Source organism: Clostridia bacterium (assembly GCA_017410375.1).
Taxonomy (GTDB): Bacteria; Bacillota; Clostridia; order RGIG6154; family RGIG6154; genus RGIG6154.
This window is the reverse complement of the sequence record JAFQQW010000025.1, coordinates 13,850-28,491: the sequence shown is the minus strand read 5'-3', so window position 1 is coordinate 28,491 and position 14,642 is coordinate 13,850. Positions and strand designations below refer to the sequence as shown.

The 14,642-nt window shown below is 41.7% G+C and carries 8 protein-coding genes; 1 reads left to right on the top strand and 7 read right to left on the bottom strand.

Annotated features, from left to right (window positions below):
- Window positions 1–17 precede the first annotated feature (17 nt).
- From cwlD to IJE10_04270, 4 genes are all read right to left on the bottom strand, one after another.
- Entirely contained in the window at window positions 18–731 is a 714-nt protein-coding gene (cwlD, locus tag IJE10_04285) for an N-acetylmuramoyl-L-alanine amidase CwlD (GenBank protein ID MBQ2967327.1), read from the bottom strand.
- A 66-nt stretch (window positions 732–797) separates the two neighbouring features.
- Complete coding sequence (locus IJE10_04280) at window positions 798–1,298, bottom strand: hypothetical protein (GenBank protein ID MBQ2967326.1); 501 nt, start codon at window positions 1,296–1,298, stop codon at window positions 798–800.
- 94 nt (window positions 1,299–1,392) lie between these two features.
- Entirely contained in the window at window positions 1,393–5,421 is a 4,029-nt protein-coding gene (locus IJE10_04275; protein MBQ2967325.1) for a hypothetical protein, read from the bottom strand.
- 257 nt (window positions 5,422–5,678) lie between these two features.
- Window positions 5,679–9,800, bottom strand: a complete 4,122-nt coding sequence (locus IJE10_04270; protein ID MBQ2967324.1) for a hypothetical protein — start codon at window positions 9,798–9,800, stop codon at window positions 5,679–5,681.
- A 234-nt stretch (window positions 9,801–10,034) separates the two neighbouring features.
- On the opposite strand from IJE10_04270, the gene rpsT reads away from it, so the two are divergent.
- Window positions 10,035–10,301: a 30S ribosomal protein S20 gene (rpsT, locus tag IJE10_04265; GenBank protein MBQ2967323.1), complete on the top strand. Its 267-nt coding sequence runs from the start codon at window positions 10,035–10,037 to the stop codon at window positions 10,299–10,301.
- A gap of 48 nt (window positions 10,302–10,349) precedes the next feature.
- Here rpsT and holA read toward each other — a convergent pair whose 3' ends face one another.
- From holA to IJE10_04250, 3 genes are all read right to left on the bottom strand, one after another.
- Entirely contained in the window at window positions 10,350–11,339 is a 990-nt protein-coding gene (gene holA / locus IJE10_04260; GenBank protein ID MBQ2967322.1) for a DNA polymerase III subunit delta, read from the bottom strand.
- Window positions 11,340–11,350: 11 nt separating this feature from the next.
- The gene (locus IJE10_04255; protein ID MBQ2967321.1) at window positions 11,351–13,579 is read right to left on the bottom strand and encodes a DNA internalization-related competence protein ComEC/Rec2; all 2,229 of its coding nucleotides are present in this window, start codon (window positions 13,577–13,579) and stop codon (window positions 11,351–11,353) included.
- Between the two features lie 72 nt (window positions 13,580–13,651).
- Complete coding sequence (locus IJE10_04250) at window positions 13,652–14,545, bottom strand: C40 family peptidase (protein ID MBQ2967320.1); 894 nt, start codon at window positions 14,543–14,545, stop codon at window positions 13,652–13,654.
- Window positions 14,546–14,642 lie beyond the last annotated feature (97 nt).

Sequence of the window (14,642 nt, the reverse complement as noted above, 5' to 3'; positions counted from 1 at the left end):
TGTAATCGTACAATTTATTATTCCGCGTTATAAAATCTTAAAATCCCCATGTAAATGGCAAGTGCAACCTTTTGCTGATATTCAGGGGTTTTCAGAAGTGCAGACTCTTCAGGATTGGACAAAAAACCGCATTCGACAAGCACGGTCGGCACAGAGAGATTTTGAAACTGCAATTTATCCGCAGGAATCTTCTGCTCCACCCTTTTGTTTTCTTTATTTAAATTTTCACGCATTGTATTTTGCAAAGCAGTCGCCAAAGCTTTGCTTTCGGCAAAATTCTGCTCATAAAACACCTGCGCACCGCTGTATTTTGTCTGTTCAAAGCAATTTAAATGAATGCTTACCATTAAATCTGCTCCGGAAGTGTTTGCAATTTCCCTGCGCTTTAACAAATCCTCTCGTTTTCGGTTTTTCACAGAGCTTTCATCCGTTTTATGCAAAGAAATATCCTTTGTTCGGGTCATCACTACCTTTGCACCGCTTTGCTTTAAGTATGCCTCCAAATATTTGGCAATTTTTAGATTGATGTCTTTTTCCAAAGCACCATCTGCTGTACTCGCACCGCCATCCAACCCTCCATGCCCTGCATCCACAACAAAAATTTGACCCTCCATTGGAAATCTGGCTACCGTTTCTGTTCGTAACCCAAAAGATACAAGAATTGTTCCCAAAAGCACCAAAATCGTTGTCAGAATCAACAACACCACTCTACCGTTCATTTTAATGACCATTATAAACCACCTCAATGAAAATATATGTAAAAAAGCATCCCGAAAGAATTTTTCGGGATGCTTTTTTTAGTTGTTTTTTGTTTTGCATTGACGGATTCCGATATAATAACAGATTCCACATACAATGCAGGGAAAGAAACACATAAGCAGATACACAAGGAAAGTCAGCCATTGGTAAGTTCCGACATTCGGGAAAAAGCCAAAGAACGGGAACATCCAGAATCGCATTGGATTATCAGTAAACAACTCCATGCGCCCGGTTGCCATACAAACCAGATAAAACAAGAGCTCTGCAAGCAGTAGCGCCAATGACAAAATATGCGCACGGAAGCCGATTTTAAATCCAAATTTCAAATCCACCTTTTTCATATCACCGTTAGCGTTGTAAAAATCTCTTCGTGCCGCCATAAGACTTTCAGAGTATAGCAAAAAGCCGTAGCTTACGGTGATAAACGTATAAAACGCAATCACAAACCATTTGGAGCTTGATAAAAAGAACATAAGTAAAAAGGTTACGAAAATCATAATCAGATGACATTTAAAAACAGTCATAGTTGATTTTTTCATAATTTCTTCCTGCGTAAGTTGCATAAATCTGATTTCCTTTCTGTGTTTTGGAAAAGCAAGACGCCACAGCCTCGCTATGGCGTCTTTGGTTTAATTAATAGTTGATTTCGAGCGGGAGATATGCATTGTTGTCCATATCCAGAACGAAATACTTAACCTGTGTAAGTGTAGGTGAAAGCTTACCGGTCGGTCTGATCGCTCTTGCGTTTGTTGTTTCCAGATCAAATACGATGGTATCGCTCAAAAGCAGGTCAATATCCTGAATCTGCTTTTCAATTACACGGTTGCCGTTGTATACAACTGCCATAACCTTAACCTTCTTCACTGCACCTGTCGGATTGGATACGGTAATAGTTGCTTTATCCACATATTCTGTTTCAACAGCATCCTCGCCTTCGCCTTCCACAATCATTTCCTGTGCAACGTCAACATTTAACAATGTAGCAATTTCAATGGTCTTGTTAACCACTTCTTCGTTACCCAGTTCATCTGTAATGGTCATCTTTAAGGTGTTTGTACCAAGTACAAGACCATCAAAGGTGTTAAAGATATATTTTCTTGCTGTGTTGTTCAAAGTAACTTCCGGTTCACCGTTCAAGGACAGTTTATAGGTAAGAGTCTTATCGCGTGCAACTTCGTTAGGAGTCCAGGAAACCATTACGCTGTCTGTACCAAGCTGTGTCAAAATCACATTGCCTTCGGAAATCATGGTTGAAGGAATACCGAATGCACCCTCCATTGCAGTTGCATCGTTTGCTGCAGAATACTCAGCCATTGCCTTCGCCTGAGAATTTGCCGAAATAAACACTACGTGGTCAATACGGCACCAACCGCCGTTTGCTTTAATAACAATGGTGTTTTCGCCTTCATTTAAGGTTACAGGAGTCGGTGCAACGCTCTTGGTCATATCTTGACCAGTATAGCGATAATCAATTGTCTGACCATTTACGGTCACAGTTACATAACGGGCATTTGCATCATAACAACCTGTTTCTACACCAACGTAATACTGTGCTTCTGCCGGAGACTCTACAGTAAAGGTTACCGCATGACCGCTACCTGCATAAAATACCGGAACACCTGCCTGACCAAATACACCCTTATAGCCGTCACTAGAAACATAGTTCCATTTGCCGTCATTGTTGTTCTGACCGCCGTCCACACCAAGTTTGCCTTGTTCTTCAGCATACTCACCGTTTAAAATCGGCATACCGGAGGTATAGGTTGCTTCACCCGAAGCACTGCCGTCTGTGGTAAATGCAAACTTCTTGTGTACATAAGTAATGGGTTCATCTGCATAAGGAGAAGCAACGGTAGATTTAACAGTTACTTCGTATCTTGTGCCGGGGAGCAATTCGGTGATGGTAACTGTACCGTCATCGTTAAGAGTCCAAACTGCTGCAGAGCCATACAAAGCAATTTCGTATTCTTCTGCTTCAAACATATCGGTAATTTCAAGAACAACTTCTGTTTCACCTGCATCACCAACCAAAGCAATCTCAGGCTGATTTGCAGTTGTGAAGGTCTTGGTTAAGGTTGTGATGTAAGAATCAAGCTCTACTTCGTTTTCAACGATTGCAACCTTAACTTCGTATTCAGTACCCGGAGTTAAGCCGGTGATTTCATATGCAGTATCTGCGGTGTTGCCTACCAGTTCATCATCAACGTATACGTTGTAAGAACCTTCGAATTCACCATTGTTTACAATTGCAGCAGTCCAGTTGATTTCCAGAGTATCTGTCATATCTTCAACCGGAGTGGTTGCATTGTAAGGTGTTTCAAGAGCTGCACCACTGAAATATGCAGTGGTAATATCTTCAGCAGTAATTGTAAAGGTTTCTTCCTTTTCAACCAGAACGGTGTTGCCGTTCTTAGCCACAAACTTAACTACATTCTCGCCAATGCCGAGACCGCCGTTTTCAGGGTCAGTAGACATGGAATAGGTGTGGCTTCTGCCTTCGTAATCATAAGTCTTGGTCTTATTACCATTGATGTAAAGTTCAAAAGTAAGGTTTTTGTTACCCTTTGCCTGTGTGGTGGGCTTCCATGCGATTTCAACCGTGTTATCTTCGGTCTGTGTCATGGTAACATCGGTATCCTTCATCAGGTTGAAACCGAAGAATTCCATAACAGCTTCCTTAGAAGTCAGGGTGTTGTTGAGCAACCAGTAGATATCTGCATTGTCAGCATCGCCATCTTCATCATAGTCAGCTTCTTTTACCAAACCTGCATAGTCAACACGTACCCAACCATTTTTAGTTGCAAGAGTAACGGTATGTTCGCCTGCAGTCAAAGCAATGGGGCTTTCAGAGTAGTCGTTAACCATGGTGTTACCTACAGGAGCAGGTTCGTTGTTACCGCCACCCCAGCCTAAGAAGTGTGTACCTTCTGTGGTATTTGCCTGTGCATCTGTACCGTCAATCTTAATAGAAAGGTATCTGTTTGTACCGGTCCAAACCGAACCACGTGCTACAACATAATAGTTGCCGTTTTCCGGAACATTTACAGTTGCAGTCTGTGCAGCACTGTTGTTGTTACCAACGAAGTAGCAGGGTTCGTCATCAGAGATTGCCCAAGCTTCGTCAGGAGATTTCCAATAACGGTAAGCCATATTACCGCCACCCAAAGAGGAGTCGGTTACGTTACCTGTCCAGCCGTTGCCGTTATTTACAGTTTCGTATGCTACCAACGGACCTGCAGTAACTGTAGTATAGGTCAAATCAGCAGTAGCAAAGGTATCAGCCAAAGCAGAGAAGGAACCTTCAACACCGTTAAGTACGGGAACAATCTTCACATCATATTCTGTTTCAGCCTTCAAGCCGGAAACAGTAATTGTATTGCCAGCTGTATTTTCAAGCAATTCATCTTCTACATATACATTATATGTAATTTCGCCCGAAGCCAATGCACCCAAAAGTGCAGAATCCCAGGTCAGATCCAAAGAAGAAACGGTAGCACCGATTTTGGAAAGAGTTGCACCTGCGCCAAAATATGCTTCATCGGAATCTGCTGCAGAAAGGGTTGTGAATGTACCGGTTGCAGCAGCACCTACGTTACCTACCATGTCCATTGCTTTAATGGTATAGGTGTATTCAGTATCTGCAAGCAGACCCTCAAAGGTAATTTCTTCATCAATCGTTGTTTTAGTTTTTTCATAGCCGGGGCCCTCAACTGTTACAGTGTAAGCATAAACATCATTATAGCCGTTTGCTTCGGAAATGCCGTTCCAGCTCAAAGTAGCTTCAACAAAATCTACTTCAGCAGAAGCACCTGTAACAGCTGCAGGAGCAGTGTAGTCCAACAAGCCTGCTGCACCGAAAGAATTCTGGAACGCGTCTACAGATGCGGCAGAACCCTGCGGAACAGCAGCCATCAAGCCATGAATCTTAGTCCAGTCATAACCTCTTGCGGTAGAAAGCACCAATGCATAAAGACCTGCACTGGAACCATTCTTCATTTTAACGTCAATCTCATGAACACCGGGTTCTAAGGTAACGGTATTACCCCAGTCCCAACGGGGAGACACTGCCCACTGGCTGTTGGATTGGTCGGTAGTTGTACCGAAGCCTGCCGCAGTCCATGCACCTACATATGCATGACCACCGCCAAGTTTGCTATCAACCAACTCGCCGTCAATTGTAACTTCTACCGTACCGGGATTACCGGCGGCAGAAGGAGAACGTGCAACGGTAACCAACTGAAATGCCTTAGCCTGCGGACCGGGAACAACAATTGTAGCGTTTACATCTTCTGTTTGACGTATGCCGTTACCGTTACCTGTAACCGGGTTAAGAATATTCGATGATGTCATGGTGCCGGTAAAGTTAGATACCGCAGGTGTGGTAGAAGCTGTCAAAATATATGTCAGCTCACCTGCCGGCAAATCACTTGTGGATGCGTTGTCATTTACTGTGTTAAATTCGAATGAATCCGGCAAAGCGATAGGCTCATTTTTAGGTGTGCCGTTTTCGTCTAAGCCATTGATTACTTTGCGGAGATACGGAATACCTTCGGTATACACATCATCCGCTACGGTTTCAGCAGAAGCAGTCAGTGCAAATGCGGGAAGCATTGTGCAAAGCATAGCAATTACTAAAACCATACTTAATGTTTTTCTAAACATTCAAAAATCACTCCTTATATAAATTTTGTTTTTTTACATTTTCACAAGAGTCCTTTTTTCATCCACTACCTTCGGAACTCCGTAAATATGCTTTTATATACTATATTGTACTACAAAAAAAGCAAAATGTAAAGAAAAATTTTAAAAACTTTTACATTTTTTATTTTTATCGTTTTTGCTTTATTCAAAACACCTCTCACGCTGCAAAAAACACAAAAAAAGCATGATGCAAACGCATCATGCTTTTTTAACTTGAATTAGTAGTTAAGTTCTAAGGGTAAGTAACCGTCGTCAGTCATATCCAGCATAAAATACTTAACCTGTACAAGTGCGGGCGAAAGCTTAGCAGTCGCTTTGATTGATCTTGCATCGTTTGCCAAATCAAATGTTACACTCTCGCTTAACAACAAGTCAATATCTTTTACATGCTTTTCAATTACACGGTTGCCGCTGTATACAACAGCCATAACCTTAACGGGTTTCACTTCACCTGTCGGGTTAGAAACGGAAATTGTTACAGAATCGGTATAATCGCTATCCTGCATTACACCGTCAACCTCTTCCTGAATCATAACTTCGCTAACTTCAGTTTCGAGCAAGGTCGCAATTTCAATGGTCTTGTTAACCACTTCTTCGTTACCCAGTTCATCTGTTACAACCATCTTTAAGGTGTTTGTACCAAGCACAAGACCGTCGAAGGCGTTAAAGGTATATCTTCTTGCATTGTTGTTCAGAACAACCGGTGGCTCGTCATTTAAGGTCAGCGAGAAGGTGAGGGTCTTGTCGCGTGCCACTTCGTTAGGAGTCCAGGAAGCCATTACGCTGTCAGTACCAAGCTGTGTCAAAATCACACTGCCTTCGGAAATCAGGGTTGTAGGAATACCAAATGCATCGGTAATGCCTGCTGCACCGCCTGTTGCAGCATCATACTTAGCCTGCGCATCTGCATAAGAGTTTGCAGAAATGAGTACCGCGTGGTCAATACGGCACCAACCGCCGTTTGCCTGAACCTTGATGGTGTTTGTACCTTCGTTCAGAGTAACCGGGTTGGGCGCTACAACCTTCTTCATGGAAGAATCGTTTTCAGCGAAGTGATATCCCATTTCCACACCGTTTACTGCAACAGTTACATAACGGGTGCCGGATGCATAGTTTGCAGACTGAACGCCTACATAGTACTGTGCTTCCTGCGAGCTTTCTACAGTAAAGGTTACAGAGTGTCCTGCACCTGCATAGAATACCGGAACACCTGCCTGACCGTATGCACCCTTATAGCCGTCAGCGGAATTGTAGTTCCACTTGCCGTTTGAAGAAGGAGATGCACCGTCCGAACCAAGAAGTCCTAATTCCTCAGCATACTCACCGTTCAAAATCGGCATGCCGGTTGTATAAGTTGCTTCACCCGAAGCGCTACCTGCTGTGGTAAATGCAAACTTTTTGTGTACATAAGTGATTTTTTCTTCCGAATACGGGAAATCTACAATAGATTTTACGGTAATTTCATATCTTGTGCCCGGGAGTAAATCAATAATAGTAACAGAACCGTCATCGTTTAATGACCAGTTTGCAGCCGCGCCGTACAAAGCGATTTCATATTCGCCTACACCATACAAATCTGTTACATTAACAGTAGCGCTGTTCTCGCCTGCTTCTACAAGAGCAATAGAAGGTTCAACCGCAGTTGTGAAGGAAGCTGTTAATGTGGTTACATATTCGTCAAGCTCGGTTTCGCCATCCACAACAACAACCTTAACATTGTATTCGGTAGCCGGTTCCAAACCTTCTGCAACATATTCCGGCTCGGAAACGTTTGCTTTCAGTTCGTCGTTTACATATACATTATAAGAGCCTGTGAATTCACCGTCATTTACAACTGCCGCACCCCAGGTTAAGGGCAAGGTAGAGGTTAATGCGTCTTCATCCGCGTCAGCAGTAAGAGTTGTAGCCAGTGCTGTGCCAGAGAAGTACGGTGTTTCCAATTCAGATGCATCTAAGGTTACTGTACCGCTCTTTTTGAACACTTCTTCACCATCGTTATAAACGGTAAGTGTCAAAGTGTTATCACCGAGCAGCAAGCCGCCGAATTCATCGTCGTCAGACATTTCATAAGTGTGTGTTCTTGCCTGATAATCATAGGTTTTGGTTTTAACACCATTAATGGAAACAGCATATTCAATTGCTTTATTTCCTTTTACAAGGCTGTTAGGTGTCCAGTTGATGATTGCATTTGTACCGTCTTTTTCAAAGGTTACCTGATCTGCAGACATAAGACCTAAACCAAAATATTCCTGGAACTGTGCTCTGTCCACGTCGGAAGGAATATGGCTGGACGTATTAAATTCGTCTTTAAAGGACTGGTTTACAGCATCTGCAGCATCGAAACTATCTGCCTTTACAAGCGCAACATAGTCAACACGAACTGCACCGCCTTTAGCAGTAACCTTAATGGTTGCTTTACCCGCATTCAAAGCGATTGCTTTAGATGTTTCAGCTTTGTAATCGTTGCCGGTGTTTATGCAAAGTTTTACATCGTCTGCATCCTGTCCGCCCTTATATGCATTGTAAGTTGTACCATTTTGTGTAACATCCACAGTAATGTGTCTGTCTAAGGTTTCACCATAAGCATAAGCATTTGCAATTACATAATAATTACCTGCTTCAGCAATATCGACTTCAACTTCTCTATACTCGTTGGATGCACCCAACCAGGTGGTAGCATACAAGAAGCCATTACCGGCAGCACCGCCACCTGTCCAGTTTTCCACCGTCTCATAGCAGAGAACCGGAGGAACACCTGTATCATGATAAGGCAAATCAGCAGTAGATGCATCCAATACTAATTTGGACATGGTGCTTTCTGCATCACCCAACATTGGAATAACTGCAAAATTGTATTCAACTTCAGCATTCAAGCCTTCTATTGTAATGTTGTTACCATCGATATTTTCACAGAAAACGCCGTTTACATACACATTGTAAGAAATATCGTCTGCTGTGCCGGTTGCCGCATCACCCAAGAGTGCAGAATCCCATGTAAGGGAAACGGAACTTGTGGTTGTTTCGTATGCTGTAAGTTCAGCTTCGGGTGCAAAATATGCTTCATCCGATTCGGATGCATCCTTGGTTGCAACAGTACCTGTTACAGCAGTGGATTTGTTACCTACACCGTCAATTGCAACGATGCTGTAATCATAAGTCGCACTCGGTGACAATTCATCAATTGTAATAGAAGTGTCAACAGTAGAAACTGTCTTTACTACTTCATCATCCAAAGACATGGTTACTTCATAACCAACGCTGTAGGGGTTGAGGTTGTTTGCATTTTTTGCATCGGTAGCTGCATTCCACGCAAGTGTTACTTCATCAAAATCATAGTCGGTTCTGTTTACATTAGAAACCGTGCTTGGTGCAGTAGTATCGATATAACCTTTTGCGCCGAAGGAATTTGCAACGAATTCTCTATTCTTGAGATTACCGGTACCGGTGTTAAAGGAAACACTCCTATCATACATCGGCACAGCCTTTGTCCAGTCATGACCAAGCTTGGAAGAAATGACCAAACCGGGGAAGAACGCACCACCTGCAAGCTTACATTCAATTTCATGAACACCTGCGGTCAAGGAAATAGGTGCACTCCACTCCCACTGCCAATAAGTAGAGGTAGTATTATTGTAGTCTACATAACCTGCCTGTATAAAGGGATAGATATCAAGTTTTCCTTCTTCATGAACATTGATGAGGTTGGTAAACGCGTCGATTTTACCCTCTTCCTGACTTACAGAAACATATTTACCGTCAACAGAGATAAATATACCACGTCCGCTTGTACCATTGGTGCCACCAATAGCATAACGGTTCCAGGCACCATTAGAGGGAGTACGTGCAACATAGGATGCGAACTGGAATTCTCTTTCGGTTTCCACTTCTGCAGTATTGGGGTCATCAATCGCACTTTCGGGAATTACGATTGTGCCGTTCCAATAACCGTAAGCACCGTTGCCGCGAAGCAAGTTATATCCAATCCAGGGGTTTTCATTACGTGGATTTTTTGTACCGCCGGGAACAGAGAACTTCATGTTGGAAGTTGCACCGTCGTACGCAAGTAAGAAATATGTAACATGGTTTTCCGGATTCGGTTCCCAGTCCGAAGCAGGCTGTGTTGATGTCCAGCTGTTGATGTTATACATTGTTCTAGAAAGGGTGTCCGGATAAATGACACCTACATCCTTTTCGGTTGTGCCGTTTACAGCAAGACGGATATAGTCCATAGGATAAACAATATCTGTCACAGCTTCAGCAGAGGAAACAATCGTAAATGCCGGAAGCATTGCACAAATCATGCTGAGTGCCAAAACAACACTTAATGTTTTCTTAAACATTCAAAATCACTCCTTTATAATATTAAATGTCCAATATTATTATAAAGTAAAAAACTCAAAAAATCCATGTGTTTATGTTGGTTTTATTCCATCTTAACTAGATTCATACTAAAAAAAGCACATAAACATTCTATTTTCTTAAAAAAATTTGTTTTTTTTCAAAAAAAGACTTGCTTTTTTTAAAAAAAGGATGTATAATATTGGTTGCTGAATATCTTTATGGAGGTGAAACGTATGCCGAATATTAAATCTGCGAAAAAAAGAGTTAAGGTTATCGCAACCAAAACTTTGCAAAACCAAATGGTTAAAACCAATTTAAAAACAACCATCAAAAAGTTTGAAGCAGCTGTAGCTGCAGGAGACAAAGAACAGTGCCAGGCACTGTATAGATTAACTGTGAAGAAGTTAGACCAGGCTGTTGCCAAGGGTATCTTGAAAAAGAATACTGCTTCCAGAAAGAAGTCTCAGATGACTTTGAAGTTTAATAAGATTGGTGCTTAATTTTAATTAAGTGAAAAACGGCAAACCTTTCGGTTTGCCGTTTTTATTTTATCTTTTGGTTTTCATAAGCATTTCCCCGATAACCAAAGAAAGCCCCGCAAAACCGTCCGCTCCTCGTTTCATACGCATATCCAGATCTACACACCGTTTTAACATGTTTTCTAAAAACGGCACGTCAATCCGCTTTAAGTAAGCGGTATTTTTTTTTGCCTGAATGGGACGGAGGCGAAGCTTGTCCGCTATCGACGCAGGACTTCTCCCCTCTTTCTGTAAGTAGGCATGTTCAATCAGCGACCGCAGTGTGCCCATAACAGATGCATTGATATATATCGGCTTTTCGTTTTCCACTTTAAGCTCCTGCAACAGCATAAAAGCTCTCTCGCCGTCTCCGCCAAAAACAGCATCCAGCAAATAATAAATTTTCGCGTCCACACTTCGGATTACAATTTCCTCAATTGCTTTTTCGGAAATAATATTTGTATCTATGCAGTAAGAAAAGAGCTTTTCCATTTCGGTTTTTAATGTCGTCATATCCGAACCTGCATATTCAAGAAGCAACGCCGCCGCATCACGCCCCAACAGCATCCCGTTGGCTTTTGCTAAATTCACAAGCCATCTTATGATTTCCGCAGGCTTTTGTCTGTCAAACTGGCATACTGTACATTTATCCTGCAAAAGCTTATAAAGCTTTGTGTTCTTTTTAATGCTTACAGAAACAAAAACCAGACAAGTCGAATTCGGCACACCTTCTAAAAGTTGCGAAAGAAACTCCACATCGGCCGCCTTAAGCTCGGAACTTAAGTCCTGTCCTTTAACCACAACGACTTTTCGTTCATTCAGCACAGGGACACTTTCTACAGCCTCCTGCAGCTCAGAAATATCTTCACTCTCAAACTGTGTAAAATCAAACGAAGCATCCGAAAGCAGCGTGTTTTTTACCTGCTGAACATAGTAATTTGCCAGATACACCTCTTCCCCAAAGAAAAAGTACATGTGGTCTAAATTTTTATTTTTAATTGCTGCTTTTATCTTTTCCAATTTCCCATCTCCTATCTGAGCGTATGTACATAATATGTAAAGTTATTGCATGTAATCCGAACCGTTCCGTTCAGGTCCGTTCGGTAAATATGATTTGTGTGTTGTCTTAGCCGATCCAGCACAACGGGTACGGGAAATCCGTAAGAATTGTTTTTCGCCAGAGAAATCACCGCGATTTCCGGTGTGCAACTGTCAATAAAAGCTTGTGTTGAACCGTTTGCAGAACCGTGATGGGCAACCTTTAAAATATCAGCATCACAGTTCCTTAGCACATTATCTTTTTCAAGGTCTCCGGGAAACACGGCGGAAAAATCCCCGTTGTCTGCACGAACAACCAACGAGCTTATATTATGCTTGTCCGGGACGGTTCCATCGGGATGTAAAACGGTAAACTTGACTGATTGTGCCTGCAACACATCATCTTTTTGTAACGGAATAACCTGAATCCCATTTTCCCTGGCATGTACTATAATCTCATACTGTCTGACACCGACATCTGTTGTGTCCGGCACATACAGCACATCCGTTTTCAGACTTTCTGTAACTTTCTCAATACCACCGCAATGGTCATCATCAAAATGTGAAATGAAAATTCCGTTTAAGTGTGTAACACCTTCCCGTTGTAAAAACGGCACCACTTCATTTTCAGCATCTTTCTCTGTACCCACATCAATTAAATAGTTTTCACCGGCTGTTGTTCGCAGAATTGCACAATCTGCCTGTCCTACATTAATAAAAGTGAGCTCAGTATGCTTTGGCGGTGCTGTACCGATAAAGTAACCGCTAACAATTAATAGTAAGCATACCCCAATGGCAATTGATGGTATTTTAACATTCGGAAAAGCCTGAAGCAAAAGAAAAACAAGTGCGAGTGCGAAAACACCGAAAATCAGTATTGGCTCAAAAGGAAGAACAAATGTACCAAAAGGAATTTTTGCACAAATCTCCGCCCACAAAGACAACATTTTCAAAAGAAAGCCGTTTACAGAAAGCAGAAATTGAAATCTGAAAATAAAAGAGAGGAATGTCATTAAATATATGACAGGAATCAAAATAGCAATCAAAAGATTTCCGATAAGCCCCACAAATGATATATGACCAAAATTCAGTAAAGAAACCGGCATGATTCCGATTTGCGCAGAAAAAGAAATCATAAGACTTTCCCAAAGCATAGAAGGAAGCCTTTTCGGTTTTCTGTCTTTAAAGAACGGCATTACACAAACAATACCAAGTGTTGCTGAAAAAGACATGGTAAAGCTTGTATCATAAATCACATACAGATTCTGAACCATAAGCACCAGAGCTACAAGTGCCATATTTGTCAGTGTGTCATTTTCACAATGCAAGCAATCTGAAAGCGTCAATACACTCAACATAAATGCCGCACGAACCACCGAAACAGGCAAACCGACAATAAAAGCAAAGCCCCATATGCAAAGCAAAAGGAAAAATGCTCTGGTTCGTTTACTGAAGAAACGCAAAAACAGTCCCAAAATCATTGTAATCATTGACAAATGCAATCCGGAAACCGCAAGCACATGTGAAAGACCACTGCTTCTAAAATCTGCAATTACATCTCCGCTTAATCCGGATTTATCTCCCAGCAACAAACCTTTAAGAAGAGCGGCATCGTCTTTACCAAAGCTTTTATCAATAATCCTACAAAGATAGGCATTTGTTTTCAATGCCAGCCGTGAAAGATTCATTTTACAAGCTGTAGCCTTTGTGATATTCTCTGCTTTTGCTGTTACGGTTACAAAAATCTTTTTACTTTTTAGGTATTTCTGATAATCGAAGCTGTTGAAATTCATCTGCTCGGATGGTAAATTAAGTTTCGCTGTATTAAAAGTAAGAAGGGTGTTTTCTTTGATTTCTCTTTCACCGTTAACATAAACGATTGTCCGCTCAGACACCGGTTTTCCGCTCACGGAACGAACCATACCTTCAAAAGAAAAACCGTAAGTATTCTTTTCCGGGACGCTTTGCACTTCAATTGTACACGAAACAGTTTTTCCGCATTGTGGCAAAAGCACGCTGTCCGGCGTGCCGAAAACAGAAAGCAAGAAACCGAAAGAAACGCCAAGGATAACAGGCAAAATCGTAAAACGTTTGCTATATGCGTAAACAGAAACCTGTATCAAAACAAGAAAGCCGAGCACACTCATCAATATCGGCAAGTTATCCGGCAAAAGAATGCCCGACAGCACGGAAACTGAAAAAACAAACAGCACACGGTTCACAAATAAATCACTCCAAAAAAAACAGGACTCTATACGAGTCCTATTATATCATATCCCAATTGAAATTTCAACCTAATTTATAACTCTGCACGCACCATAGTAAACACGCATGTAATAGTTGGAGGTTAAATCCGAAATAATAACACCTGTGGTGCTTGTGCTTGCATGAATCATTTTATTATCGCCAATATAAATACCTACATGTGTAATTGAATAGCCATTGGACGAAAAGAACACAAGGTCACCCGGCAGAAGCTCACTCTTGCTGATTTGGATACCGTTATAAATCTGCATATCTGCTGTACGGTGCATATTATATCCAAGCTGTTTGTACACATACCATACTAAACCGGAGCAGTCAAAAGAATTCGGTCCTTCGTCACCATAAATATATGCTTTGCCCAGATGCTTCATTGCTTCCTGTACAACAGCATTGCTCCCGGTCCCGGTTGCAACCGCGCGTTCTACACTTATAGTTTCGCCACCGTTGCTAAGATAATCGCCTCTTATGTATCCTTCCACACCGTTTGCTTTCACTTTGTACCAGCCGTTTTCTTCACCACATACGGTAACTTTGGTTCCATATGTAACACATGTCAGGACTGAACTGTAGATCCCGGCTTCACTGCGAACATTCACATAATCACCGGTAACTGTACTGCTGCTATTCCATTCATTTACATCAGACACTTCCACATAATCTCCGCAAATCCAGGCGGATTTGCCTTTATATGAAATATTGTACCAGCCGTTTGCAGCACCAAAAACCGGGAAGGAATCCCCATATGTTTCCATGCCTAAAACTGTGGACCATGTATTCGCTTCGCTTCTGATATTGACCGCATCACCGGAAATTTTACAAATGCCGGTATAATCAATCGCCAATGCAGGTATCGCTGTTAAAAGATTTACGCCAACCAAAAGAATGGCGATGAGCTTTTTAACAGATTTACCTTTTATAAACATGTTAAACACACCTTTCATTATTGATGTGCTTATTATAATACATTTTTACCAATTTGTCAATGCTTTTGAAGCATTTTTTACATTTTTTTGTAACATT

Bases quoted from the DNA above. Each gene is read 5' to 3' on its own strand.
- cwlD (MBQ2967327.1), bottom strand. From the start codon at position 731: ATGGTCATTAAAATGAACGGTAGAGTGGTGTTGTTGATTCTGACAACG.
- IJE10_04280 (MBQ2967326.1), bottom strand. From the start codon at position 1,298: ATGAAAAAATCAACTATGACTGTTTTTAAATGTCATCTGATTATGATT.
- IJE10_04275 (MBQ2967325.1), bottom strand. From the start codon at position 5,421: ATGTTTAGAAAAACATTAAGTATGGTTTTAGTAATTGCTATGCTTTGC.
- IJE10_04270 (MBQ2967324.1), bottom strand. From the start codon at position 9,800: ATGTTTAAGAAAACATTAAGTGTTGTTTTGGCACTCAGCATGATTTGT.
- rpsT (MBQ2967323.1), top strand. From the start codon at position 10,035: ATGCCGAATATTAAATCTGCGAAAAAAAGAGTTAAGGTTATCGCAACC.
- IJE10_04250 (MBQ2967320.1), bottom strand. From the start codon at position 14,545: ATGTTTATAAAAGGTAAATCTGTTAAAAAGCTCATCGCCATTCTTTTG.